General features: G+C 66.3%; 23 protein-coding genes and 2 pseudogenes. 9 read left to right on the top strand and 16 right to left on the bottom strand.

The window, feature by feature from the left end; genetic code table 11:
- The 3 genes from JVH1_RS19370 to JVH1_RS19360 all read right to left on the bottom strand — a co-directional run bounded on the left by JVH1_RS19370 (nucleotide 1) and on the right by JVH1_RS19360 (nucleotide 2211).
- The gene (locus tag JVH1_RS19370) at nucleotides 1-1338 is read right to left on the bottom strand and encodes an amylo-alpha-1,6-glucosidase (protein ID WP_043780209.1); all 1338 of its coding nucleotides are present in this window, start codon (nucleotides 1336-1338) and stop codon (nucleotides 1-3) included.
- 46 nt (nucleotides 1339-1384) lie between these two features.
- The gene (locus JVH1_RS19365) at nucleotides 1385-1783 is read right to left on the bottom strand and encodes an O-methyltransferase (RefSeq protein WP_009476535.1); all 399 of its coding nucleotides are present in this window, start codon (nucleotides 1781-1783) and stop codon (nucleotides 1385-1387) included.
- 149 nt (nucleotides 1784-1932) lie between these two features.
- Nucleotides 1933-2211, bottom strand: a complete 279-nt coding sequence (locus JVH1_RS19360) for a hypothetical protein (protein WP_009476536.1) — start codon at nucleotides 2209-2211, stop codon at nucleotides 1933-1935.
- Between the two features lie 175 nt (nucleotides 2212-2386).
- On the opposite strand from JVH1_RS19360, the gene JVH1_RS19355 reads away from it, so the two are divergent.
- The 5 genes from JVH1_RS19355 (at nucleotide 2387) to JVH1_RS19335 (ending at nucleotide 8251) form a co-directional block, all read left to right on the top strand.
- Nucleotides 2387-2593, top strand: a complete 207-nt coding sequence (locus JVH1_RS19355; protein WP_011596157.1) for a heavy-metal-associated domain-containing protein — start codon at nucleotides 2387-2389, stop codon at nucleotides 2591-2593.
- A gap of 83 nt (nucleotides 2594-2676) precedes the next feature.
- Complete coding sequence (locus JVH1_RS19350; protein ID WP_009476539.1) at nucleotides 2677-3567, top strand: hypothetical protein; 891 nt, start codon at nucleotides 2677-2679, stop codon at nucleotides 3565-3567.
- The gene (locus JVH1_RS19345) at nucleotides 3567-5837 is read left to right on the top strand and encodes a cation-translocating P-type ATPase (RefSeq protein ID WP_009476540.1); all 2271 of its coding nucleotides are present in this window, start codon (nucleotides 3567-3569) and stop codon (nucleotides 5835-5837) included. Before JVH1_RS19350 ends, JVH1_RS19345 begins: the two co-directional genes overlap by 1 nt.
- Nucleotides 5834-6154 carry a metal-sensitive transcriptional regulator gene (locus tag JVH1_RS19340; protein WP_009476541.1) on the top strand — a complete coding sequence of 107 codons (321 nt, stop codon included), beginning with the start codon at nucleotides 5834-5836 and terminating at the stop codon, nucleotides 6152-6154. Before JVH1_RS19345 ends, JVH1_RS19340 begins: the two co-directional genes overlap by 4 nt.
- A gap of 36 nt (nucleotides 6155-6190) precedes the next feature.
- Nucleotides 6191-8251, top strand: a complete 2061-nt coding sequence (locus JVH1_RS19335; RefSeq protein WP_009476542.1) for a heavy metal translocating P-type ATPase — start codon at nucleotides 6191-6193, stop codon at nucleotides 8249-8251.
- A 33-nt stretch (nucleotides 8252-8284) separates the two neighbouring features.
- Here JVH1_RS19335 and JVH1_RS19330 read toward each other — a convergent pair whose 3' ends face one another.
- Both JVH1_RS19330 and JVH1_RS19325 read right to left on the bottom strand, forming a co-directional pair.
- On the bottom strand, nucleotides 8285-9769 hold the full coding sequence (locus JVH1_RS19330) for a peptide MFS transporter (protein WP_009476543.1): 1485 nt from the start codon (nucleotides 9767-9769) through the stop codon (nucleotides 8285-8287).
- Nucleotides 9770-9845: 76 nt separating this feature from the next.
- A complete protein-coding gene (locus tag JVH1_RS19325) occupies nucleotides 9846-10376 on the bottom strand; it encodes an FAD-dependent oxidoreductase (protein WP_009476544.1) in 531 nt (176 codons plus the stop codon).
- A gap of 61 nt (nucleotides 10377-10437) precedes the next feature.
- Here JVH1_RS19325 and JVH1_RS19320 point away from each other — a divergent pair, with 61 nt between their 5' ends.
- The 3 genes from JVH1_RS19320 to JVH1_RS19310 are packed head-to-tail and all read left to right on the top strand — an operon-like array spanning nucleotide 10438 to nucleotide 11794.
- Nucleotides 10438-10800, top strand: coding sequence for a fumarylacetoacetate hydrolase family protein (locus JVH1_RS19320; protein WP_009476545.1), 363 nt, complete (start codon nucleotides 10438-10440; stop codon nucleotides 10798-10800).
- Complete coding sequence (locus JVH1_RS19315) at nucleotides 10797-11150, top strand: fumarylacetoacetate hydrolase family protein (RefSeq protein ID WP_009476546.1); 354 nt, start codon at nucleotides 10797-10799, stop codon at nucleotides 11148-11150. Before JVH1_RS19320 ends, JVH1_RS19315 begins: the two co-directional genes overlap by 4 nt.
- A 2-nt stretch (nucleotides 11151-11152) precedes the next feature.
- Nucleotides 11153-11794 carry a VOC family protein gene (locus tag JVH1_RS19310; protein ID WP_009476547.1) on the top strand — a complete coding sequence of 214 codons (642 nt, stop codon included), beginning with the start codon at nucleotides 11153-11155 and terminating at the stop codon, nucleotides 11792-11794.
- Nucleotides 11795-11915: 121 nt separating this feature from the next.
- Here the strand turns inward: JVH1_RS19310 and JVH1_RS19305 are convergent.
- The 6 genes and pseudogenes from JVH1_RS19305 to JVH1_RS19280 form a co-directional block, all read right to left on the bottom strand.
- Nucleotides 11916-12389: pseudogene (locus JVH1_RS19305) on the bottom strand (Lrp/AsnC family transcriptional regulator).
- Nucleotides 12390-12694: 305 nt separating this feature from the next.
- The gene (locus JVH1_RS19300) at nucleotides 12695-14230 is read right to left on the bottom strand and encodes a bifunctional 3-(3-hydroxy-phenyl)propionate/3-hydroxycinnamic acid hydroxylase (protein ID WP_009476550.1); all 1536 of its coding nucleotides are present in this window, start codon (nucleotides 14228-14230) and stop codon (nucleotides 12695-12697) included.
- Nucleotides 14227-14580 (bottom strand): DoxX family protein, encoded by a 354-nt coding sequence (locus JVH1_RS19295; RefSeq protein WP_009476551.1) that lies wholly within the window; start codon nucleotides 14578-14580, stop codon nucleotides 14227-14229. The genes JVH1_RS19300 and JVH1_RS19295 overlap by 4 nt, the downstream gene beginning before the upstream one ends.
- Complete coding sequence (locus tag JVH1_RS19290) at nucleotides 14577-16466, bottom strand: acyl-CoA synthetase (protein ID WP_009476552.1); 1890 nt, start codon at nucleotides 16464-16466, stop codon at nucleotides 14577-14579. The genes JVH1_RS19295 and JVH1_RS19290 overlap by 4 nt, the downstream gene beginning before the upstream one ends.
- Nucleotides 16463-17404 (bottom strand): fumarylacetoacetate hydrolase family protein, encoded by a 942-nt coding sequence (locus JVH1_RS19285; protein WP_043780176.1) that lies wholly within the window; start codon nucleotides 17402-17404, stop codon nucleotides 16463-16465. Before JVH1_RS19285 ends, JVH1_RS19290 begins: the two co-directional genes overlap by 4 nt.
- On the bottom strand, nucleotides 17401-18534 hold the full coding sequence (locus tag JVH1_RS19280) for a VOC family protein (protein WP_009476554.1): 1134 nt from the start codon (nucleotides 18532-18534) through the stop codon (nucleotides 17401-17403). Before JVH1_RS19280 ends, JVH1_RS19285 begins: the two co-directional genes overlap by 4 nt.
- Nucleotides 18535-18675: 141 nt before the next feature.
- Here JVH1_RS19280 and JVH1_RS19275 point away from each other — a divergent pair, with 141 nt between their 5' ends.
- On the top strand, nucleotides 18676-19308 hold the full coding sequence (locus JVH1_RS19275; protein WP_043780212.1) for a TetR/AcrR family transcriptional regulator: 633 nt from the start codon (nucleotides 18676-18678) through the stop codon (nucleotides 19306-19308).
- A gap of 290 nt (nucleotides 19309-19598) precedes the next feature.
- On the opposite strand, the gene JVH1_RS19270 is transcribed toward JVH1_RS19275, so the two are convergent.
- The 5 genes and pseudogenes from JVH1_RS19270 to JVH1_RS19250 all read right to left on the bottom strand — a co-directional run bounded on the left by JVH1_RS19270 (nucleotide 19599) and on the right by JVH1_RS19250 (nucleotide 24659).
- The gene (locus JVH1_RS19270; protein ID WP_009476556.1) at nucleotides 19599-19850 is read right to left on the bottom strand and encodes a fumarylacetoacetate hydrolase family protein; all 252 of its coding nucleotides are present in this window, start codon (nucleotides 19848-19850) and stop codon (nucleotides 19599-19601) included.
- A 613-nt stretch (nucleotides 19851-20463) separates the two neighbouring features.
- Nucleotides 20464-21074 (bottom strand): annotated as a pseudogene (locus tag JVH1_RS19265) (transposase); the annotation flags it as partial.
- A 531-nt stretch (nucleotides 21075-21605) separates the two neighbouring features.
- Nucleotides 21606-23012, bottom strand: coding sequence for an ABC transporter substrate-binding protein (locus JVH1_RS19260; protein ID WP_043780179.1), 1407 nt, complete (start codon nucleotides 23010-23012; stop codon nucleotides 21606-21608).
- A gap of 36 nt (nucleotides 23013-23048) precedes the next feature.
- Entirely contained in the window at nucleotides 23049-23393 is a 345-nt protein-coding gene (locus JVH1_RS19255; protein ID WP_237735213.1) for a helix-turn-helix transcriptional regulator, read from the bottom strand.
- A gap of 207 nt (nucleotides 23394-23600) precedes the next feature.
- Nucleotides 23601-24659 (bottom strand): phenylacetaldoxime dehydratase family protein, encoded by a 1059-nt coding sequence (locus JVH1_RS19250; protein WP_043780182.1) that lies wholly within the window; start codon nucleotides 24657-24659, stop codon nucleotides 23601-23603.
- Between the last annotated feature and the right edge of the window lie 166 nt (nucleotides 24660-24825).

Here is a 24825-nt window from a genome sequence, read left to right as displayed (position 1 = left end):
TCAGCCCAACCAGTCCAGAACCGCAGCGGCCGTCCACGACTGCTGCATGCTGCCGAGGGGCTGGCCGGTGAACGGTTCGTAGTATTCGGCGAAGCTGCCGTCGCTCGCCTGCCGCAGCCCCTCGGACCGCAGCAGGTGGGCGCGCTCGGCCCACCCGCGCCGGGCGAACGCCCAGGAGAACAGCCACGTCATCACCGGCCACACCGGACCACGCCAGTACTCGCGCGGACGGAAATCGCCCGACACCGGCGACGTCGACGGCGGCACGGCGTACCGGAGGTCGGGGTGGCCGCAGAACTTCGGTCCCTCGAACGTGCGGAGCAGGGCGCGTTCGGCGTCACGGCTCAGGCCGCCGCACAGCAGAGGCGAGAACATCGCGAGGGTTTCGGTGGAAATCCACCGGCCGCTGCGCAGATCGAAATCGCGTGCCGCCCCGGACCGTTGGTCGGTGGTGGTGAGGACACCCTGCCGGAACCGGGCCGCCCACCCGTGCAGTTCCCGGACGTCGGAGTTCGGCATCGAGTGTTCCTCGCCGATGGTCGCGAGCACCTCGCACGCCATCGAGAACACGGCGCTGACGAACACGTCCTCCACCGCGAAGCTCATGGCGGTGGCCAGTTCCTCGTCGTCGTAGCGGACGGTCTTCATCTCCTCGAGCAGCCACAGGTAGCGGTCGTATTCGCCGTTGGACGGACGCTGTCCGGTGTCGGCGACGTGGGACAGATCCTCGCGCAGATACGTGGGCATCACCCCGGCCACGACGTTGGCGTACGAGTGGTCCCAGCGCGGCGAGTTGTCCATGCCGGACTCCCAGCCGTGGTACAGCGCGATCCGGCCGTTGCCGTCGAGGTCGCGGGCGTTGGCCAGCCAGCGGTGCCAGCGCACGAGGTCGGGCCAGCGCCGGTCGAGGAACTCCTCGGCGACGGCGCGGGTACTGCGGCCGTGCCTGCGCGAGTGGTCGAGGATGCGCTGCACCGCGATGGCGTGCACGGGCGGCTGGGTGATCCCCGACGTCTGTGTGCCGCTCGGCGCGTGCGCCGCGAGGGTCCCGCACTCCCAGCGCCCGGGGCCGGGGAAGTATCCGTCGACGCCGTTCGCGAACACGATGTGCGGGATCATCCCGTTCTTCCACTGCGCCGACAGCAGGGTGTCGAGTTCGACGACGGCCCGCTCCACGCTCAGGGGCGCCAATCCGACCGCGACGAACGCCGCGTCCCAACTCCACATGTGCGGGTACAGGCGCGGCGCGGCACTCGTCATCGTGCCGAGGTCGTTGCCGCGAAGCAGGTACGCGGCACGTGCCGCGAGCTGTGTGGGGGTGAATCCGCGGTCCGCCATTGCACCATTCTGCTGCGGGTCGGCCCACATCGCTCGTCGGACGGGTTCAGCCCGCGAATCCGCACAGGGTCAAGGTCGGACGCGAGTTGCGCAGTGGCCGCAGTTCCGACAGCCTTCGCAGCAGGGTCGACCCCCACAGGCCGCGGCCGAGGGGCAGTGTCACCTCGCGGGTGAACGCGAGGTCCGGCACCTGTCCGGGCAGGTCCGCCGCGTCGCCGGCGGAGAGGTGGAACGGCATCGGCGGGACGGTGTAGTCGCCGTGAATCCGCATTCCCTTCTGCGTCCTGCGGCTGAACCATTTCGGTACCGAGGCGAACATCATCCGGCCGCCGGGGAAACGCCGGGCGCAGTCCCCGATCAGGGACAGCGACTCGTCGGCGGGCAGATGCATCGGCAGGCCCTCCGCCGAGACGAACACGGCCCGGCCGGTGTCGACGTGGTCCATCCACGAGCGGTCCAGCGGACACGGCGAGTGTGGTGACGTGCGGCTCGTCCGGCAGCAGTTGCCTGCGCAGCGCGGCCACCTCTGGCAGGTCGATCGACACCCACCGGATGTCGGGGTCGCCGATCCGCCAGTAGCTGGTCTGCAATCCTTCACCGAGGGCGACGACCGTTCCGCCGGGGTGGTCGGCGAGAAACGCCCGTGATGCCGGCGATCAGAAACGAGATCAGCACGGCCGGGCCGGTGACGGAATGCGCGACCGAGCCGGCGAGTGAGAAGACGCCTGCGCCGATGATGCCGCCGACGCCGATCGCGGTGAGTTGCCACGGGCCGAGCGATTTGGTCAGACGCTCGTCGGGCGGAGTGTCGTCCTCGACCTCGGTGAGGGGTTTGCGGCGCAGCATTTGGGTGCGCGACTCGTCCATCGACATTGCCGGGCTCCGCTTCCCAGTGGGGTGAGATGCGGTATCTCACTCAATCACCTTTCGGGGCCCGCGTGGGCGAGGAACACGGTACCGGGTGGCCGCCATCACCCTTGCGAGAATACGGTAGGGGGGTATGGTAGTTCTCAGAGACGACATCGACACCCCGAAGAGAGGCAGACTCGTGAGCACCTCGAGCGTCACCGTCAGCGGCATGACCTGCAACCACTGCGTGTCCTCGGTCACCGAGGAGATCAGCGCACTTCCCGGCGTCACCAACGTCAACGTCGATCTGGCCACCGGCAAGGTCGTCATCGACAGCACCACCGACCTCGATCCGAGTGCTGTCGCGGGCGCTGTCGAAGAAGCCGGATATTCCGTCGCCGGCTGAGCCGGCAACTCCGACGCGGCCGGCTGAGCCGGCGACTCCAACGCGACCGGCTGAGCCGGCGACTCCACCACAGGAGACCCATCATGAACGCAACCGGCAAGTTCGCCGGATTCACCGTCGGCCTCGTCGTGATCTTCGGCGCCGCGCTCGCACTCGGGTCGGTTGCCGGCCCGGACGTGGCCGAGCCCGCCGCGCACACGGCCGAGGACGACGGGCACGGAGCGGGAGGTCACGGCGCCGCCGCCGACCCGACCCCGGGCGGACTGACGCCCACTGCCGACGGCTACACCCTCGCACTCGCATCCGACCGGGTCACCGCGGGTGCCGCGGTCCCGGTGCAGTTCCGGATCACGAACCCCTCGGGGGTACCCGTGACGGACTACACCGTGGAGCACGAGAAACTGCTGCACCTGGTCGTCGTCCGCCGGGACCTCGCCGGGTTCCAGCACGTGCACCCGACGCTCGACGCGACCGGAACGTGGAGCGTCCCCCTCGACCTCACTGGCGGCGGCGACTACCGCGTGTTCGCGGACTTCACCCCGGCAGACGGCGAAGGCGTCACCCTGGGCACGGATCTGCGCGTCGCGGGCACCTACGACCCGCAGGAACTGCCGGCACCCGCACCGACCGCCACCGTGGACGGCTACACCGTCACACTCGACGGCACGTTGCGACCGGGAGAGACGTCGAACGTGACGCTCTCGGTGAGCCGCGACGGGCAGCCCGTCACGGATCTGCAGCCCTACCTCGGCGCATACGGTCACCTGGTGGCGCTGCGCACCACCGACCTCGGATACCTGCACGTACACCCGGACGGACATCCCGGTGACGGCGTCACCGCGGCGGGCCCCGGAATCGACTTCGCCGTCACCGCACCCGGCGCGGGCGACTACCGGCTGTTCCTGGACTTCCAGCACGCCGGCGTCGTCCACACCGCCGAGTTCACCGCCACCGCCGGACCGGAGGAGAAGTGATGACCCGCTCGACCGACCTCGCGGCACCGCCCGATTCCCAGATCGAACTGGCCATCGGCGGAATGACCTGCGCGTCGTGCGCCAACCGCATCGAGCGCAAGCTGAACAAACTCGACGGCGTCACCGCGACCGTCAACTACGCGACGGAGAAGGCTCGCGTCCATTACGACGCCGCCGACGTCTCGCCCGAAGACCTCGTCGCCACGGTCGAGCAGGCCGGGTACACGGCGCGACTGCCCGAGGTGAAGCCCCCGGCCCCGGAGGAGGAGGACCCGGCGGCGGAACTGCGGCAGCGGCTGCTCGTGTCCGCGGTGCTGACGGTCCCCGTCATCGCGATGGCGATGATCCCGGCGCTGCAGTTCACCAACTGGCAGTGGCTCTCGCTCACCCTCGCGGCCCCGGTCGTGGTCTGGGGTGCGTGGCCGTTCCACAAGGCCGCCTGGACCAACCTGCGGCACCGCACCGCGACCATGGACACCCTGGTGTCGCTGGGCACGCTGGCCGCGTTCGGCTGGTCGCTGTACGCACTGTTCTGGGGCACGGCGGGCATGCCGGGGATGACGCACCCGTTCGAGCTCACGATCGCGCGGGTCGACGGCACCGGCAACATCTATCTGGAGGCCGCGGCCGGCGTCACCACGTTCATCCTGGCCGGCCGTTACTTCGAGGCCCGCGCCAAACGCCGGGCGGGAGCGGCACTGCGGGCGCTGCTCGAACTGGGCGCCAAGGAAGTGTCGGTACTGCGTGACGGCACCGAACAGCTGATCGGCATCGACCAGCTCGAGGTCGGCGACCTCTTCGTGGTCCGTCCCGGCGAGAAGATCGCGACCGACGGCGTCGTCGTCGAAGGTTCGTCGGCGGTGGACGCGTCGATGCTGACCGGTGAATCCGTGCCGGTCGAGGTGTCGCCGGACTCCGAGGTGGCGGGTGCGACGGTCAACGTCGGCGGTCGAATCGTGGTTCGCGCCAGCCGGATCGGAGCCGACACCCAGCTCGCGCAGATGGCGTGGATGGTCGAGGACGCGCAGACCGGCAAGGCCGAGGTGCAACGCCTGGCCGACCGGATCTCCGGCATCTTCGTCCCGATCGTGATCGCATTGTCGGTCGCGACCCTCGGTTTCTGGATCGGCACCGGCGGTTCGGTCGCCGCCGCGTTCACCGCCGCGGTCGCCGTCCTGATCATCGCGTGCCCGTGTGCGCTCGGACTCGCCACCCCGACCGCCCTCATGGTGGGCACGGGACGCGGAGCCCAGCTGGGCATCCTGATCAAGGGACCCGAAGTTCTGGAATCGACCCGGCGAGTCGACACGGTGGTGGTCGACAAGACCGGCACCGTCACCACCGGCACGATGTCGCTGCACGACGTGATCGCCGCGGACGGCCAGGATGGGGAGCAGGTTCTGCGGTTCGCCGGCGCACTCGAGGACGCGTCCGAGCATCCCATCGCACGGGCGATCACCCGCGCGGCACGGGACCGGTTCACGACGCTGCCCGACGTCGAACAGTTCACCAACATCGCGGGACTCGGCGTCCAGGGCATGATCGACGGACACGCGGTGGTCATCGGCCGCGCGAAACTGCTCCGCGACTGGTCGCTGCACCTCACCACGGAACTCCAGCGCGCCGTCGACGCGGCGGAGTCGGAAGGCAAGACGGCCGTCGGGATCGGCTGGGACGGCCAGGCGCGCGGCGTGCTCGTGGTAGCCGACACCGTGAAGCCGACGTCACGCGAGGCGGTGGCGCAGTTCCGCGAACTGGGCCTCACCCCGATCATGCTCACCGGCGACAACAATTCCGCGGCCCGGGCGATCGCCGCCCAGGTCGGCATCGGCGAAGTGATCGCGGAGGTACTGCCCCAGGACAAGGTCGACGTGATCAAGCGTCTGCAGGCCGAGGGCAAGGTGGTCGCGATGGTCGGCGACGGGGTCAACGACGCCGCCGCTCTCGCGCAGGCCGACCTCGGTCTCGCCATGGGAACCGGCACGGACGTGGCCATCGAGGCCAGCGACCTCACGCTGGTGCGCGGCGACCTGCGGGCCGCGGCCGACGCGATCCGGTTGTCGCGCAGGACGTTGAGCACGATCAAGGGCAACCTGTTCTGGGCCTTCGCCTACAACGTCGCGGCGTTGCCACTGGCGGCGGCGGGCCTGCTCAACCCCATGCTGGCCGGCGCCGCCATGGCATTCTCATCGGTGTTCGTCGTGAGCAACAGCCTGCGACTGCGCCGCTTCCAGCCCCTGACCACTCCCACCCGAGGGGAACACTCATGACCGAGCAACCGAACACCGACCACGACCACACGGCCGGCCACGGGTACATCAGCGCCAAGGACGACTACCTCAAGCGCCTGCGCCGCATCGAGGGCCAGGCGCGGGGACTCCAGCGGATGGTCGAGGACGAGAAGTACTGCATCGACATCCTCACGCAGGTCTCCGCGATGACCAAGGCGCTGCAGGCCGTGGCGCTGGGTCTGCTCGAAGACCACATCAGCCACTGCGTCGTCGACGCCGCCGTCGCGGGCGGCTCCGAGGCCGACGCGAAGATCAAGGAAGCCACGGACGCCATCGCACGACTGGTGCGGTCCTGAAACCAGACCACGAGAGCAGCTTCCGAGGGAGCAGGCATGTCTCACGATCATCAGCAGCAGGCAATGGAACGGGTCCGGCACACCGACCACGCTGATCGGCACGCCGGTCACGGCGCGCACGGCGAGGTGTTCCGGCAGAAATTCTGGATCAGCCTCGCACTGTCGGTGCCGGTGGTGGTGTTCAGCCACATGTTCGCCGACCTCCTCGGCTACACCGTCCCCCACTTCCCCGGTGCGTCGTGGATTCCGCCGGTGGTCGGCACCGCGATCTTCTTCTACGGGGGCGCGCCGTTCCTCACCGGCGCGTGGGGTGAGCTGAAGTCGCGACGGCCCGGCATGATGCTGCTGATCGGCATGGCGATCACGGTCGCGTTCGTCGCGTCGTGGATCACGACCCTGCAGATCGGCGGGTTCAACCTCGACTTCTGGTGGGAACTGGCGCTTCTCATCGTCATCATGCTGCTCGGCCACTGGCTGGAGATGCGGGCGCTGGGGTCGGCGTCCGGCGCCCTCGACGCACTCGCCGCGCTGCTGCCGGACACCGCCGACAGGGTCACCGACGACGGTGTCACCGAGGTGCCCGTCTCCGAACTCGCCACCGGCGACCTCGTGCTGGTGCGGGCCGGTGGTCGCATCCCCGCCGACGGCACCGTCGAGGACGGCCGCGCGGAGGTCGACGAATCGATGATCACCGGCGAATCCAACCCTGTCCCACGGTCGGTCGGCGACACCGTGGTGGCCGGCACCGTCGCCACCGACAGCGCGCTGCGAATCCAGGTGGGCGCGGTGGGGGAGGACACCGCCCTCGCCGGCATCCAGCGGCTGGTCGCCGACGCGCAGTCCTCCTCGTCCCGGGCGCAGGCCCTCGCCGACCGCGCCGCGGCGTTCCTGTTCTACTTCGCTTCGATCGCAGGGCTTCTCACGTTCGTGGTGTGGTCGCTGCTCGGCAACGTGGACGAGGCCGTGGTGCGGACCGTCACCGTTCTGGTGATCGCCTGCCCGCACGCACTCGGTCTGGCGATACCCCTCGTGATCGCCATCTCCACCGAGCGTGCCGCGAAGGCCGGTGTCCTGGTGAAGGACCGGCTGGCGCTCGAACGCATGCGCAACGTCGACGTCGTCCTGTTCGACAAGACCGGCACCCTGACCCAGGGCAAGCACGTCGTCACCGGGGTGGTCACCACCGCGGGTGTCACCGAGACCGAACTGCTCGCGCTCGCCGGCGCCGTGGAGGCCGACAGCGAGCACCCGGTCGCGCGGGCCATCGTCGCCGAGGCGGCAGCGAACGTGCCCGCGGACGAGCGGCGCACCGCGTCCGACTTCCGGTCGCTGCCCGGACGTGGGGTGCGCGCAGACGTCGACGGCATACCCGTAGAGGTAGGCGGGCCGGCGATGCTCGCGGAGCTGAACGTGACAGTCCCCGAAGACGTTGCCGCGCAGACGACACGGTGGGTCGAGCGCGGCGCCTCCGTCCTCCACCTCGTCCGCGACGGCGCGGTGCTCGGCGCGGTGGCGCTCGAGGACGCCGTCCGCGAGGAGTCCCGGCAGGCGATCGACGCCCTGCACGAGCGCGGTGTGAAGGTCGCGATGATCACCGGAGACGCCCGTCAGGTGGCCGACGCCGTCGCCGCCGATCTCGGGATCGACGAAGCGTTCGCCGACGTGCTACCGGAGAACAAGGACGCCGAGGTGGCCGCCCTCCAGGCCCGCGGTCACCGGGTGGCGATGGTCGGCGACGGCGTCAACGACGCGCCTGCACTCGCCCGCGCGGATGTCGGCGTCGCGATCGGCGCCGGCACGGACGTCGCCATCGAGTCGGCGGGTGTCGTCCTCGCCGCCGACGATCCCCGCGCCGTCCTCTCGATCATCGACCTGTCCCAGGCGAGCTATCGCAAGATGTGGCAGAACCTGGTGTGGGCCACCGGCTACAACGTCATTGCCGTCCCTCTGGCCGCCGGTGTCCTCGCGTTCGCCGGGGTCGCGATTTCACCCGCGGTCGCGGCGATCCTGATGTCCGTGTCCACCATCGTCGTCGCACTCAACGCGCAGCTGTTGCGACGACTCGATCTGGATCCGGAACGGCTGAGCCGACACTGACCCGCTCTGCGTCGACCGGGGCCGGCGCCCTCGCTATCTGCTGTCGGTCAGTACTTCGATCTTGCGGGAGAGGCCGAACAGCACCGCTCCCAGAAGGACGGCTCCCGAGCCGACGAGGAGGAAGAAGGTTCCGGTGGAAATTGTCGTGAACAATCCGCCGAGTAGGCCGGAGAGCGTCGATCCACCGGCGAGGGTCAGGAAGAGCAGTGTCACGGTTTGCGCCGTGAATCGCTCGGGTGCAATGCGCGTGGCCAGTGCGAGTCCGACCGGTCCGACGAAGATTTCGGATGAACCGGCAACGGCCATGCTGACGAGAACCAGGAGCGGTGGCACGGTCTTGTCGGGAAAGAACTGCGAGAGCAACAGCAGCAGGTAGGCGCAGCCGACCATGGTCAGCCCGATGGCGAACTTCGCGGACGTAGTCGGTTGGCGAGTACCGAGTTTCGTCCACAACATGGCGACGAGAGGGGTGAGCAGGACCGCGGAGACCGGGCTGATGGTGGTCAGCCAGGGAGCGGGTACCTGCCAGCCACCGACGTCGAGATCGACCCGATCCTTGATGAACACCGAGATGGTGGTGAACTTCTGGAACAGGAATCCGAAGTACAGCAGGCTTGCGATCCACAGTGGGATGAAGCCCCTCATACGACGCTTCTCCGCCGGTGTCACGTTCGGCGAACGCAGGATCACGGTGAAGTAGATGATCGCGGCGACGAGGATGACGGCGCCGACGAAGTGCGAGAGGTTGGTGTTGTCGACGAACCCGAGCTGCCAGAGGGCGACCACGAACGCAGTCACGGCGGCGACGGCGGCGAACGCGTAGGGCAGGTGCGTGCGAGCGATGGGATTTTTGACGACGCCGGCCTCGGCGGGCAGGTCGCGCATCTTCCACGAGTATTGGATGAGCGCCCCGACCATTCCGACGGCGGCGAGGCTGAAGGCCGCGTGGAATCCCCATCTGCTCTGGGTGAATCCGGTGAGCAGCGGTCCGAACGCGGAGCCGGTGTTGATGGCCATGTAGAAGTACGAGAAACCGGCGTCGCGTGCGGGGCGATTGTCGGCATAGAGCATGCCCACTATCGACGTGATGTTCGTCTTGAGCGCGCCGGTACCCAGGACGATGAGCGTGAGCCCGAAGGCCAGGCCGGAGAGTCCGTCGAGTATCGCGAGAGCGAGGTGGCCGACGGTGATGACGACGGCGCCGTAGAGGACCATTCGGCGTGGCGCGATCAGCCGATCGGCGATCCATGCCCCGAGAATCTGGGACAGGTACACCGATCCGCCGTAGGCGCCGACGATGCTGACCGCGGTCGCCGGCGCGAGATCGAGTCCGCCGTCGCTGAGTGAGTACAACAGATAGAAGCTGAGAACTCCCTGCAAGCCGTAAAAGCTGAAACGCTCCCAGAGTTCGGTGAACGCCAGGTTCCACAGACCCTTGGGTTGCCCGAGCGAGTCGGACCTCGTCCGTTCGACCGTGCGGTGGTACTCGGTTGCGACGCTCTTGTCGATCTCGGTCATGTCTCTCCCTGTGTTCGGGGAAGGGGTGTAGTTCGTACCGGTGCCTCGGCGCTGAGCGCGTGCTGGTGGTGAGAGATCAGCGCCCGGCGATCTTGTCGGCCAGCAGCGCGAGTCGGGAGGTGCGAGGGCCGGCCGCTCGAGCCTCGAGAACGTCGGCAATCGAGTAGATGCGGTAGAGGCCGTGTGCGCCGATCCACCGGAGCGGTTCGGGTTCCCAGCGTCTGGGCATCTGACGAACCCACGGCAACGTGGAGAGCTTGGTATCGCCCTGCAGGATCAGGTCGGAAGCGATGCGGCCGGCGAGATGGGCGGCCGTCAGACCTTGGCCGGCGTAGCCGCCCACGCGCAGGATCTTGCTACTCGGGTCGTTGTCGATGAACGGTGACCAGTCGCGGGTCACCCCGAGCACACCGCACCACGCGTGGGCGGCGGCGAGGGGGACTTGGGGGAACAAGTCCGCCAGGAGGTTGGTCAGTGCGGCAATGGTGTGCTGGTCGACTTCACCATCGCGGTCGACTCCGGAGGCGAAGCGGTACGGCTTACCGCGGCCGCCGATCGCGATGCGCCCGTCGGGCGTTCGCTGGCCGTAGAAGTACGCGCCCGTCACAACGCCTTGTCGGGTGCTCTGTCAGGGAGCGAACTATCGCCAACATGCGATCGAATCCGGGATGAATCCGGATCATCGACCGTTCAATCTGTTTTTTGACAAAACCGATGCATCGATCGCAGGTCCGCATGAGAACGTAATTCGGCCATCGCACGTCCAGTTGCTGGATTTCGAGGTGGAGTTGGCGCTGGTCATCGGCAGGAGCATATCTAAGCCCCTCACCATCACAGATGACACCCTGCACGAATACGTCTTCGCCGTCGCCATCGCCAACGATCTGTCGGCCCGCGATGTCCAACTGCCTCAGGGGCAGTACCTCAAAGGTAAGAGCTACCGTGGGTTCTGTCCGATCGGCCCCTACATCGGGTACTCGACCCTTCCGACCTTGGATTGCTCGACAACCTCAATCTTCGGCTGCGGGTGAACGGGCAGCTGAAACAATCCGACAACACCGCGAACTGGGTGTACCGCCCAGCGGAGACCTTGACCGAACTGAGCGAGTTCAGCAATCTGAGTCCCGGCGATGTGGTGCTGACTGGAACGCCGCACGGCTGCACCGCCACGTCGCCGCCCCCGATCCTTCGTCGACTGCTCACCGCCTTGCTACCGGAGCGGAAGTTGTGGGACATCTTCATTCGGCAGAACCTGAAGAAGCCGTATCTCGCACCCGGCGACGTGATCGAGGCCTCCATCCAATCTTCAGACCGGTCGATCGATCTCGGGTCACACCGGATGACGATCACCGAACCAGGCTTAACTCGTCGAGGAGAATAGTCATGAAGTCACACCCCGTTCAAAAGAATGTTCCCGGTTCGGATGCATTGCCCCCGAGCATTATTGCGCACTGGGCGATCAAGACGGCCCGTGCCGAGGAAATGATCGATTGGTATGGAACGGTGTTCGGCGCCGAAGTTGTTCACCAGGACAAGCAGATCGCGTTCCTGAGCTGGGACGAGGAGAGCCACCGTCTGGCACTGGTCAAGCTCCCGCGGCCGCTGCGGCTGTTGTTCCCGCTCAGCAAGCTTCGCCGCAAGCTGTACGGCCTCGACCATTTGGCGTTCAGTTACACCTCTCTTCAAGATCTCCTGCTCAACTACGAACGACTCAAAGGTGTAGGGATTCTCCCGGTCTGGACAATCAACCACGGTCCGACCACGTCTCTGTATTACGAAGATCCCGACGGCATCCGGCTCGAGTTCCAGATCGAGAACTTCGCCGACCCGAAGGACACCGCAGAATTCTTCAGCAGCGCAGATTTCGCGCAGAACCCGATCGGCACCGAGATCGATGTCGATTATCTGCTCGAGCGGCTCCGAGGCGGAACTGATCCGGGCGAGTTGCTCCGGCCGGGCGCAGGCACGCGACCCGGCACTGTGCCTCGCTCGAGCAGGAAGGCCATTACCATCAAGACCCTCTAGCCAACAATCGCCGATAGCGCTGCTACGCGGACTGCGCACGAGACAGCGACCGAACGGGTCGGCCGTGGGCAAAATGCCCGCCTCGCAGCGGTCAGTCCTCACTGGTGGAGTTGCGTATCGGTCAGTTGTCACCGGTGAGCTGTTCGAGCAACGGGGTGAGGCGGTAATCGACCAGCTGACGCATGACCAAACTGGTAGTGGTCTTTTCGACGCCGTCGATGTCGAGAATGCGGCCGGCGATGCGGTCGAGATCGTCGGCGTCGCGGGCGACGACGTGAATGAGAAGGTCTGTGACGCCGCTGAGTCCGTGCACTTCCATCACCTCCGGAACACTGTCGAGGGCCGCGGCGATCTGCGACAGTTTCTACTGGGTGACGTTGGTCAGGATGAATGCCGTCAGCGGGTAGCCGAGCGCCGCTGGGTCGATGCGGCGTTCGAAGGATTGTAATACGCCCTGCTTCTCGACTTTGCCGAGACGGGCCTGCACCGTGTTGCGGGACAGTCCGGTCTTGTCGGCCAGCGCGATCACGGTGGCTCGCGGGTCAGTGCTCAGTGCCTCGAGGATTCTGGCGTCGAGGGAGTCGACGGTGGTCATGGTGAGTATTCTGCCAACCTTGAGCGACGGCGTAACGTGGGTATGCCCTTGTGTTCCGGTGGGACTGGGATTGACCGCCGTGGCCATCCGATGTATTCGTCACCGCCGTCGTGGTGAGCCTTGATCTGCTCGTAACCTCAGTGCACGTCGCAACCGCCCTAGGTGCTGGACTTGCCACCGGCTTCGATTCTGTGGGCCATCGCTGCACGTCTTCGCTCGGCGAACTCCCGGGAAGTCGAGCATAAGCACCCCACACGGGCGGGCGACCCGAACATTCCGAGCCCGGGGAGTATCTCGAGGTTTCGTCAGATGTTCGGGTGCAGAGCCGCTGGGGTGAAGGTCGGTAGCGAATTGTAGAGAGCAGCTGGTGATCGACTGGTCCGCATGACGGTGCGGTCGGGTCGCACGATCGCCGCGGCGGCGTGCCCGCGGGCGAGCCACCGCCCGAGGTCGGAGCCGGGAGGTGCCGGTACGACGACGGCGCCTCGACGTTCGATCTCGTACCGCTGGCCGGCGGAGGGCTCACGCGTGGTCACGAACAAGAACCGCGCGGGCACGGTGTCGTCGAGCCGGCATCTGCCGCCGTCCACAACCGGATTCGGGCACAGAGCGCCGGCGAGGCCACGCGCGGCAGGGGCGCGGTGGACGAAGGCCGACGCGTGCAGCGCAGGCGTGACGCTGTCGGTGACCTTCGCGCTCAACCCCGGCGTCCGTCCGGCCAGCGGAGCGAGGCGCCGTCGCAGCACGGTGCTTATTCGACCGCCTTCGGTCATCGCCCAGCCGATTGCCGTTGCGAGTCGGATCATGTAGCGCGAGTGCGGTTTCCGTTCCTGTTGATAGGTGTCGAGACAAGCGGCGGGGAGGGTGCCGTCAAGGACTCCGGCAAGTTTCCAGGTCAGGTTGGCAGCGTCACGCAGTCCGGCGCCCATGCCCTGGCCGACGAACGGGGGCGTCAGGTGCGCTGCGTCGCCGAGCAGGAAGACCCGGCGGTCCCGCCACCGGTCGGCGACCTGAGCCCGGAACGTGTAGTCGGTGACCCGGACGAGCTCGAGATCGGCATCGGAAAGGTGCCCGGTCCAGGGGACGATCAGGGGTCGCAGTGTGTCGAGATCCGGGAAGTCCGCCGCGCTCTCGCCGGGTTGGAGCCGGAACTCCCACCGGTATCGGTTGCGCCCGATCCGCATGTACGTCGCGGCGCGGACCGGGTCGCACATCTGATGCACTCCCTCCCATTGGTGCAGGTCGGTGTCGGTGGCGAGGTCGACGACGAGCCAACGCTGCTCGAATCCGAAATCCTCCATGCGCGAGCCGATCGAGGAGCGGACGACGCTTCCCGCACCGTCGCAGCCGAGGACGTACCCTGCGCGAACGGAGAAGGGCTCGCCGGTGACTCGGTCGGTGAACGCCACTCGCACACCGTCGCGTTCGTGCACGACGTCGGTTACTTCACTGTCGCCGCGCACCTGCGCGCCGCCATATCGCCCGAGTCCCGACCGCAGCAGCCGTTCGAATTGGGGTTGGTCGAACATGTTGGCCTGCGGGAATCCGTGCACGCTGCGCGCGGGATCGCGGTGGAACTCGGCCAACGTCCTCATGTCGCGGCCGACGAGCCGCAGCCCCTGCGCCGGACGGGAGATGCTGGCGAACTCACCTGCGAGCCCCAACCGGGCAACGATGCGGTACACCTCGTCGTCGAGGTGCACCGCCCGCGGCTGGGGGTAGACCCCGTTCCACCGATCCAGCACCAGGGTGTCGACGCCGTACTGCGCGAGCAGGGTGGCGGCGGTGATTCCGGTGGGCCCGGCGCCGACGATGACGACCGGGTAGTGCGCCTTGATCATGAGGTTGCTTCGATCGCGTATAGCCCCAAGTAGGCCGCCGACCCGATTCCCAACACCACGGCGGGGACGAGATCCTTCGCGGTATCGCCATTTCGGAGGTGCGCGGCCAACGCGCCGGTGAGCAGCAACGATAGGCCGCCGGCCGCGGCTGCACCGAGCCCGGGCATCGCCCACCCGGCAAGGAGTCCGAGGGCACCGGCAGCCTCGAGCGCACCGATCCGCCGATATGCCGGAACCGTGAAGCCCAGATGTGCAGCGCGTTGTCGCATCGGTGCCACCGCGGCAATCTTGGCGCCGATCGCGCCGAAAGTCACCGCTAGTCCCCCGGCGAGCATGTTGATGGTAGTCATGATGGGTCCTCGATTCGCCAGGTCAGCGGGTATCGATCGAGCGCTGTCTTGATGTCGGCCTCGTGGCCGGCGGCCGCGGTGACGATGACGACGACGACGACCGAACCGTCCTCGACGATCGCATCGACGCGGTGGACGCCGGTCACCCGAGCCAGCGCGCCCTCGGTGACACGGCGGGCGGCGTCCGCGCGGAGAGCGAGTTTATAGGGTTTGCCGACATCGGTCACGGGAAGGGCGTCGAGCACGGTGACCGATTTCGGGGCGGCGGCGGCCTCGGGGACGCGTTCGGTGGTCCAGGCGAGCAGCGTGCCCTCGCTCACCTCGGCCCCGGGGGCGAGGGTGACGTACGCGACCGGAATCTCGCCGGCATGGCGGTCCGGGCGCCCGACCGCGGCGGCGCCGGTGACATCGGGGTGGGTGAGCAGGGCGTCCTCGATTCCTGCCCGGTCGATGTTGTGGCCACCGCGGATGATCAGATCTTTGACTCGGCCGGTGAGATGGACAAAGCCGTCGGCGTCGACATGGCCGAGGTCGCCGGTGTCGAGCCATCCGTCGACGAGCTTTCCGAATCCGTCGACCACGGGCCCGTTCGTGTCACGACCGACGACGTAGCCGGCGAAGACGGTAGGCCCGCTGACGACCAGGGTGCCGGCTTCCCCGACAGCTAGATCGGTCCAGCGGCCGTCCTCGTCGATGAGTACCGCCTTGATCTGCTGGTACGGCATTCGCTGCCCGACCGCACCCGAGCGAGGGCCGGTGGTGAAGCTGCGGGCGCTGGCGCAGGTGGCCTCGGTCAACCCGTACCCCTCGAGCAGTTGGACGCCGGTGTGGGACTCGAACGCATTCCGGACAGCGGTGGGTAGCATCGACGCCCCGACCATGCAGGCCCGCAGGCTGGAGATGTCGGCGTCGACCGGGCATTGCGCGAGCACCGAGTAGACGGTCGGGACCGCGCTCATCGCGGCGATTCGATGGTGTTCCACAATCTTCCAGTATTCGCCGTAGAGGGCGGCATCGCGGTAGCCGAGCGGTCCGGCCCACACCACCGTCTGGCCCCGCAGCATCGGTGCGAGAAGTGTGACGATCAGCGCGTTGACGTGAAAGAGGGGAAGCGCCGCGAAGATCGTCGAGTCGTCGTCGAGGACGGAGTTGGCGGCGATCATCCACGCGTTGGCCACCTCGTTGGTGTGGGTGTGTGCCGCGAGTTTCGGTGCGCCTGTCGTGCCGCCGGTGTGGAAGAGCGCCGCGAGATCGTGTGCTGCCGGCGGGGTGCCGATGAAGTTGGTGGCGTCGTGGCCGCTTGCCGCGTCGGTCAGGTAGACCACCTGTACGCCGGGGATCGGCGTGAGTGGGCCCGCCGGGTCGGCGCCGGTGGGTCGAAGTACAAGCAGGGTGTCGATTTCTCCGGATCCGGCTAGGGCACAAGCGGTGTCCCAGGTGTGGGCGTCCAACTCGGGACCCGCGGCGATGAGCACGCGTGCCCCGGAAAGGCGCAGCAGTTCGACGAGATGCTTGCTCGACAGTCCCGGGTTGATCGGTGCAGCGATCCCGGCGAGCTGCGCGGCCAATGTGGCGGTGATCAGCTCGTCGCAGTTCGGTGACATCAGCGCCACTGCATCATCGCGCCGAATACCGTATTGGTGCAGCAGATTCGCGGTGCGGTGTACGTCGGCGAGCACCTGCGCGTAGGTACGGGATACGACTTCACGCCAGCGTGCCGCGTCGGGGAGGACGGTCAGTGCGGTGCGGTCGGGCCAGAGGTCGGCGGCACGGGTCAACAGGTGGTAGGTGGACGTGGGGAGTCCTCGGTCTTCGATCGGGACCGCCTCGATCTCGGGGAGATCGCCGGGGTGATCGTAGACCGGCCACAGTGTGCGTGCGGTCATTGGGCGAACCTCACCACTGTGCGTTGGATTCCCAGATCGAGACCGCCGTCGTCGGTGGCGATCGACAGCTCCACGATGTCGCCGTCCTGCAGATAGTTCGGGTTTTTCGCCTGTGCCCGGAAGAAGGATTTCCATTTCACCGCCGGCGGCAGGAGTGAGCCGATGATTTCGATCGGCTTGCCCGGGGCCTTCAGCGCGGTACCGCCAGGAGTGCCGGTGAGCAGCAGATCGCCGGCGTCGAGCCGCTGAAACTTGGTCAGTGCCTGTAGTGCCTGCACCGGCCGGTAGATCATGTCCGAGCCGACCGTCATGTTCTGCCGGAGCTGCCCGTTTACCCGCAGTTGTAGGCGCAGGTCGTCGAAGCGCTTGAAGTCGCCCTCCTCCAGCAACACCAGGGCGGGGCCGACGGGAGTGAAGGTGGGGTACGACTTGGATTCGTAGAACTGTGTTTTCGGCAACTGCACATCGCGCGCAGAGACGTCGTTGGTGAGGACGAGGCCGGCCACGAAATCGGAGACGTTGTCCTCGTCGATCGAGGTACCCACAGGCACGGACCGACCGAGAACCAGTCCGACCTCGACCTCGTAGTCGAGGAACCGAACGTGGTCGGGTTTGATCACGTCCTGGTAGGGGCCGCTGATCGAACCGGACGCCTTGCGGAAGAACGTCAAGGGCACGGTATCCGGGTTCATTCCCGAATCCTTCACGTGCGAGACGAAATTCGTCATCTGCGCCACGACCCGGCACGGGGCCGTGACCGGGGAGACCACCTCCAAGATGTCGACGGGGATCGTGTGAGTGGCGGTGGCGGCAGCCTCGACCGCCGCCCGATCGGCGAGAAGTTCGGCGGTGGTGGTGGCCGCGGTGTCGACCTCGGCGGCGCCGCGCGGGGTCTGCACCCACCATCCATCGGTTGTACGGAGAACGGACATGCTCATGAGGAAGCCACTTTCAACAGGCCGCGGAGGCGCTGGACATCGAATTCGTTGTCCTCGCGAAGCGAGGAGATCATTGCGTGCAATTCACGGACGGATTCCCGGCCAGGTGCGATACCGAGGAAGTCCTTGGTGATCGGCGGGCCCCATTGCGCCAGCCCGGACGCACTCATCGGCGCCCAGCCGGGTTCGAGGGCGGCGTCGAACATGTCTCCATCGCTGAAGTGCTCGACCAGGAAGCCGTCCGGGTCCCTCCAGTAGTCGAAGATCTGACTGCCCAGGATGTGGCGGCCGATACCCCACGAGCGGTGATAGCCGCGTTCGCGCAGGTACTCGCCGCCGGCGGCGAGTGCGTCGAGATCGCACACCTGGTACGCCGAGTGCACGTAACGGTTCGACGGGCCGAGGGTCAGCGCGACGGTGTGGTGGTCGGCCGGAGTATCGCCGCGGTCGCAGCGGATGAAACTCATCACGGGGCCCCGCTCCCGCTGGCCGGGGTAGTACTGGAAGTCACTGACGATCATGCCCAGGTGCTGCAGATACCAGTTCAGCGTTTCGAGGCACCGGGTGCTCTGTAGCACCACGTGGCCGAGTCGCTGCACCCGGGCAGGTTCCCGAGGTGGGCGCTGGGTGGCGTTGGTCCGCTCCAGCGCGTGTCCGGCATTGACGGTAAGCGGAGTCTGAGCAGGCAGTTCCGGCAACCGCTGTACACCGGAGACCACGCATATCGAGACCCCACTCGGGTCGGTCAGCGCGACCGCGGTGCCGCCCAGGCTGTCGGGGAGGCGGTCGACACGCCGGCCGGTGGCCTCAGCCAGGCGCAGTACGTCCGTGGCGTCGGCGGCCAGGAAGGCCGCGCCCAGGAATCTCGACCGTGGGCCTTTGCGGATGATCACGCACGGCGCCCCGGGATCGGTTCCCCGCAACTGCACCTCGTCGCGGGTGCGCAACGCGGTGGTGAACCCGAAGGCGTGGGCGAAGAGCTCCGCTCGGTCCAGGTCAGGTTTGGCGAATTCCAGCCAGGCCAGGTCGCGCACCTTCACGATCGGATTTACTGCCCGGCCGGGATGCTCACCACGAAGCGGACCCTGATCGCTGTGCAGGTCGGCGTGGGCGTCGATGTGTCGGCTCATAATGTAGCCCTCCTCACATATTGACGATATCATCACTCACGACTACTTCGTCAGTCAAGCATCTTGAGGAAATCGTCATTTCTGAACGAAGGTGTTATCGTGAGCGGGGGTCCACACACTTCAGAGGCGGTGACAAAGCCCTTGACTACCGACGACACTCCGACGAGCCGCTTGGAGCGACGCAAGGCGCGCACCCGGGACGCGTTGATCCGCGCGGCGCAAACCTTCATCGCCGAGGGCAACCTCAACGTGCCGGTCCTGGAGATCACCCAGGCTGCGGACGTCGGAATGGGCTCGTTCTACAACCACTTCGACAGCAAGGAACAGCTGTATCAGGCCGCAGTCGAAGCCGCGCTGGAAGCACACGGCCAACTTCTCGACCACCTCACCGGCGACCTCGAGGATCCGGCCGAGACCTTCGCTCAGGCTTTTCGCCTGACCGGCAGGCTGTTTCGTCGTGAACCCACCCTGAGCCGGATCCTGCTCAACAACCCTCCCGCCCTGTTCACCGCCGACCGCGGTCTGGCGCCCCGCGCCCTGCGCGATATCGAGGTGGCCACCGTCGCCGGACGATTCACCGTCCGCGACCCGGAACTGGCATTGGTCCTGACTGCCGGCGCTATCGTGGGGCTTGGCCAGTTACTACATGACCGGCCAGACCGGGACGCCGCCGAGACCACGGATGCTCTCACCGAGGACCTGCTCCGCACGTTCGGGCTCTCCCCGGACGAGGCCCACAAAGTAAGTCGTCGACCGCTTCCCGACCTCGGATGACGGATCAGCCGCCTGATATCGCCGCAGCCGAGACCGGTGAGCAGTTCGCCCATTGCGGGATACCACAGAACCCGAACCCGTCCGTAGGGCTCGGCCGCAGACCGTCATGCAGCTCCCCTGCGATGGGTCTCGCCAGCCAGCCAGTGATCGCAGTCGAGACGCCCCGCCCGACGACACGCTGAATCCGCGCTGCCTTCCCAGCTCGACCGCGAAAGGGGCGGTAACGTACTCCAGCGCACACCACGACACGGATCGCCACCGAACGTAACGTCAACGAGGCTTTGCCGGCATCACCAGCGAGCGCGGGCCGCCATGCCACACGGCACCAATCCCGCGCCGGTGCAGTGCGGTGCGGTGTCCTTGCCCTTCACCGGACCCGTCCAGAGGGTCATTTCCTGTTTCTGCAGGTCGCGAGCAGACCAGTCGTGGAGGATGCAGAAGCCGGCGATGAGCGGCTCGGCCTGCTCGGGAGTCAGGTCCTTGCCGTACCCGCCGATGACAGCCGCAACCTCGAGTTTCCACTCCGATGCAGCTGTGGTCACAACGGTGCTTGTCGCCCATTTTCAGGCACCGGCGGGCGGTGCCTGACCGGGAGGCGCAGATCCGCCTGGCATTCCTGTACCGCTGGGAGGTTGTGCGCCACCGGTGCCGGCGAGAGAACCATCAGCGACCTGATATGTACGCCGATTTGTCAAGAGCGCAAGGCGAGGCGGCGTCCAGGACCGTCGTCCTTGGGCGCCGCCTCTGTGGGTCCGGTCGATCTGGGTGATGGCGAGCGTGTCGGTTTCCACGCGTGGTCAACTCTGATATGCGCGGGTTGGGTACCGCAGGAAGGCTATTCGGCTGGAGTGGATCGCTCGTCTAATGTCGAGCGTGATCGCCCAACGTTCAGTTGGAGATTGCTCAATAGGTCGCTCGCGGATCACTCCCAGACGCTGCCGCCACCACCGCAAGATTCATCCGGACGTTGTAGACATCCCAGGGGCGCAAGTCGTCAAGCAGCCCGGGCGGTGCGGCGGTGGTCCCAGGCGATGTGTTCGTCGTAGTGGGTGCGGTGGCGGAGGCAGCCGTGGAGGATGCCGACGCGGCGATTGCTCAGGGGTCAAGTCCATGGGGGTGGTGTACGAGGTCGTCGCGTGACTCCTCGTTGGTGAGTCAGGCAGTCAAGGCCGGTGTCACCTCCTCGGTGGACTCGGTGCTGCTGGCGGTGGGCTGGTCGTTGCGGGAGCGAGCCAGAACGTCCAGGCCGAGATAGCGGCGTCCTTCGATCCATTCGTCGTGTCGTTCGGCCAGGACCGCACCGACGAGGCGGATCAGGGCGGTACGATCCGGGAAGATTCCGACCACATCGGTTCTCCTGCGGATTTCCTTATTGAGGCGCTCCTGCGGATTGTTGCTCCAGATCTGTCTCCAGATCTGTGTGGGAAATGCGGTGAACGCCAACAGGTCCGGTCGTGCTGCGTCGAGGTGGTCGGCGACCTTCGGCAGCTTCTCCGACAGTGCGCCGATGATTCGATCATATTGGGCATGAACGGAATCCGCGTCGGGTTGGTCGTAGACCGAGTGCAGCAGCGTCTTCACCCAAGGCCACGATGCCTTGGGGGTTACCGCCATCAGGTTCGTCGAGTAATGGGTTCGGCACCTCTGCCACGAGGCGCCTGGCAGGGTCCCACCGATCGCCGCCACCAACCCGGCGTGCGTATCGGGGGCACCATCCGCACCGCGGACAGGCCGCGGGCGACGAGCGACCGGAAGAACGCCAGCCAGTTCTGGTGGTGGGTGCGGGCGGCTCCGGCGGCGAGGACGACGACTTGTCGGGCTTGATCGGAGAATCCCTCGAACACGATGATGCACTTCCCTCCCATGCGTCGCCGCGAGCGACGATCCGCTGCTGAATTCCCTGCTGCCCATTTTTGGGCGATGTGTAGGTGGTTAGGGGTGGGATCGATGCGGCATCGGCACCCGGGGCCGTAATGGTGCTGTGACCTGGTGTGATGACATGTCCCCGGTTTGTGATGTGGGGGCGCCGGCGACGTGTCGGGGGGAGTGCCGACGCCGGGTGTCGGCGGGCACGCGGGTGTCTGTTTCGTCCGTTTTGGATCCGTTCTCGGCTACCCCACATCTGACAAACTCGTGACAGCCCAACGGAATCGCGCGGACGTAGATCTCCTCCACGGTGCCGTATGCCCGGAAGTCGAGAAGCTCGGACTCCTCGCCGCCGACGGGATCGACGGGGAATGATGGTGTACCCATATCAGTGACCTTTCGTACGGGATCGGACCCATGCGTTACGTGCGTCAGCGGGTGCGCGGGTGCAGGCGGCCGCCGCGGGACTCTGCCAGCAGGATCGGCCGGTGCGCGGCCGCGTGGGTGGTCGTATCGGAGTCGTTGAGCGCGAGGAAATGCCCTCGTATCGAGGCCAGGTCGTCGGGGGAGGCGATCGTTGCGGCGCGAGCGTACGCCAGGATTGCTTCGTACGTCGTCTCCGACAGCGAACTCAGTGGGGGTAGCATCCCCTGTGCGCTTGCGCGATAACGCTTCTCAAGGTCGCTGTCGTCTCCGAACCCTTGGAAGTAGCCGAATGCGGCCCACACCCCATCGGCATCGGCGTTACCGATGAGTTGATGGGTGGCCTCGTCAAGAACGAGCGCGAAGGTGCGAGTGCTGGCCCGCAACCCGTGTTGGGAGCACTGCCGTTCGAAGAAGACCTCGTCGTGACCGACGAGTGAGGACAGGATCAACTCGGCGCCCGAACGCTCGATAGCGTCAATGGCCTGCGTAAAATCTTTGGTCCCCAACGGTTGGTAGGTCTCGCCGACGACCGAGCCCCCGGCTTCGGCGACCCCGCGCCGTGCGGCCCAGTGTGCCCCGTACGACCACGAATAGCGCTGGCCCACGAAAAACCAGTTACGGCAGCCTGTCTCGGCCATCAGGGCAGGTACGCCCGCGCGCACCTGCGCAAGCGGGCGTTCCCCTAGTCGGACAACATCGGGGCTGGGCCGGCCGCCTTCGTTGAGGACGGTGTGGACCAACAGCACGCCCCTGCTGTGCAATGCCGATGCAGCAGCGTTGAACGTCGCGGAGGTCACGCACGCGAACACGACGCGGCAGCCGCTGCGCATCAACCGCGTCGCTGCCGCGGCACCGGCGGCCGAATCGGATGCGTCGTCACCCACGACCAAGTCCACGAGGACCCCACCGATTCCGCCGTCGGCGTTGACTTCCTCGACCGCGAGCGTTGCCAGCGACTCGGTTGCCTGGGCGAACACCGCCGCCGACCCCGATTTGCTCACGAGCAGGCCGATCCGGTGCCGATCAGCACGTGGTGGCTCTGGTGGTGCGTACCCGCGCTTGTGCGCGAGCCAAGTCAAGCCATCTTGATCCAGGCTCGACTCGACGACAATCCGGGTTCCGGCTCCGTCGGGGAAAAACCGGACGACCAGACGACCCCGCCACGGCTGGTGGTGCACGATCAGAACCGAACGGTCACACTTGACGCCAGCGATATGGCCCAACAGGGTGATCGGCGCCCCCGCAGGGCCCGCCTGTTCAGCGTCGCCCACTGGCAACGAGATCGACACCGCCGCCCCGACCGTCAACTGCTCGCACTCGAGCTCGAGCAACCCGCCTGCCTCGAACCTCTCGAAAGTCCGTGCAGGCGGGTCGGGAGTGACAATTTGTGCGGTCACAGATAAACCGGCCACGTACTTTACCGCCTGAGAACGAGGTCGCAGGTCCGATCATGCCCGGCGACGTACCGATCCGCCTTCGGGATCGACCACCGGTGAGGTCGACGAGTCGCCGGTTTTTGTGCCAGCGTCCAGAGCGCGCTCGAGAACACCACGAAGAAACTGCAGAGCATCATTGGCCGGGCCCGCCGGGTCGATCGAATACAGGCGATGACGTCCCTGGCGCCGTTCGAGCACAACACCGGACATGCGGAGCGCTCTCAAGTGCGTGGACACCGTGGTGCGTCCCACGGTCGATATCTGGTCGCTTATGAAGCCGGCGCTGCACTCCCCATGCGAGGCGAGTGTGTCCAAGATCTGGCGCCGGACCTGATCGGCCAGCACGGCAAACGCCAACTCTTCGTTCCGCTGAGTAGTCACTGCCTCAGCACCACGCTTTCCTGCAACCAAAAGCCGATATGTCAACAATGGTCAACATATCGCAGGTGTCCCGGAAAGCAAAGCCCTGGCTCCCAGCGGTGCCGATCTGGTATCGCCGATCGGCACCGCATACGGCGTTCAGCGGCCACAGAAGCAGGAACACCAGCGGAACGTTCAGCGGTCCTAGTTCTCGACTGGGTGGGCGTCGCGCATCATGCCGGTCTGGGGGTGGCAGTTGATGTACTCGTAGAGTTGGTCGCTGGTGTCGAACACCGAGACCTCATGATAGAGCCGCAGTTTTGACAGGCCGGCAGCGACCTTGAAGAAAGTGGTAAATATCCGCAGGTGGGTCGGATGGGATTCTGACCAGCGCTCGAGTTTGTCGAGCGAACTCCAGTGGCCGATGTTGTAACTCAGATCGAGGAAGTTCCCTTCCAAATCGATATTGCGCACAAACCTGTTGCTGTAGCAACCCACCGACTCGCCGTTGTCGCGGAGAAAGTCCATGCCCTGCTGCAGAGTTGGGAGGATCTCGTCGAGATACAAGGCACGTTCTTCGGATTCGGCGTCTTTCCAATCCTGACCGGACCGAATCAGGGTGATGTTGTCGTGGCCCTGGACGACCACGCGGCCACCTACGGCAGGATCGCCGCTGATCACCTGCAGTTCGCCCGAGGGCTGCATCCAGTCGGTCTGGGACAGCGGGAAACGTTCGCGCATTGAACCCCAGTACCCGTGTTCGTTGATGTCGCCGCTGGTCCCGTCCATGACGGCACCGACACCGGGGAGGCGGTCCTGGAACGCGTACAGCGTTTCGAATTGCTCGGCCCGCGGGGCTACGATCTCACGGAAGTAGCCGAGTCCCTCCGCTAGTCGTTCTTCCGATGCCCACCAGTCGGCCACCGCCGGGTGTTGGCGCCAACGGGTGTGGGAGGCAATGTCTTTCCAGTATCCCACGATCATCAGATTCTGATAGCCCTGATTGTCCTCGTGATGGGTCAGGTCGTGGTGCAGTGGGCCGTCGTCCAGGTCGAAGCTGGCAACGATCTCGCGCATGGCCGCGAGTGCGGCCGGGCGCTGTTCGTCGCCGCGGAACTGCACGCCGAAGTAGGCCATGACTACCTGCTGCAAGCTCTCGTCGGCGCGTCCTACCCACATGGGGAAGGGCGGTTGGTAGTCATCGGGGACACGCCGGGTCAACGTCCGTGGGCATGTGAGGTGGCTGCTGATTGCAGATTCCATGAGGACTCCTGATTCATCGAGTTGGGGCTCGCCGAGAACGTTCGGCAACTCGGATGGATCGAAGCTACCTTTTTGTGCCGGTGTGTATTTGACTGTGCGCGACAGATAGCTGGACGATGAGCGACAGTCGGCGAAGGAACCTGTGGGCCTGGCCGGTGAACTCACC

Origin of the sequence: Rhodococcus sp. JVH1, assembly GCF_000280725.2 — a bacterium.
GTDB lineage: Bacteria > Actinomycetota > Actinomycetes > Mycobacteriales > Mycobacteriaceae > Rhodococcus_F > Rhodococcus_F jostii_A.
The sequence above is the reverse complement of the archived record's forward strand: the minus strand, read 5'-3'. Positions and strand labels throughout refer to the sequence as shown.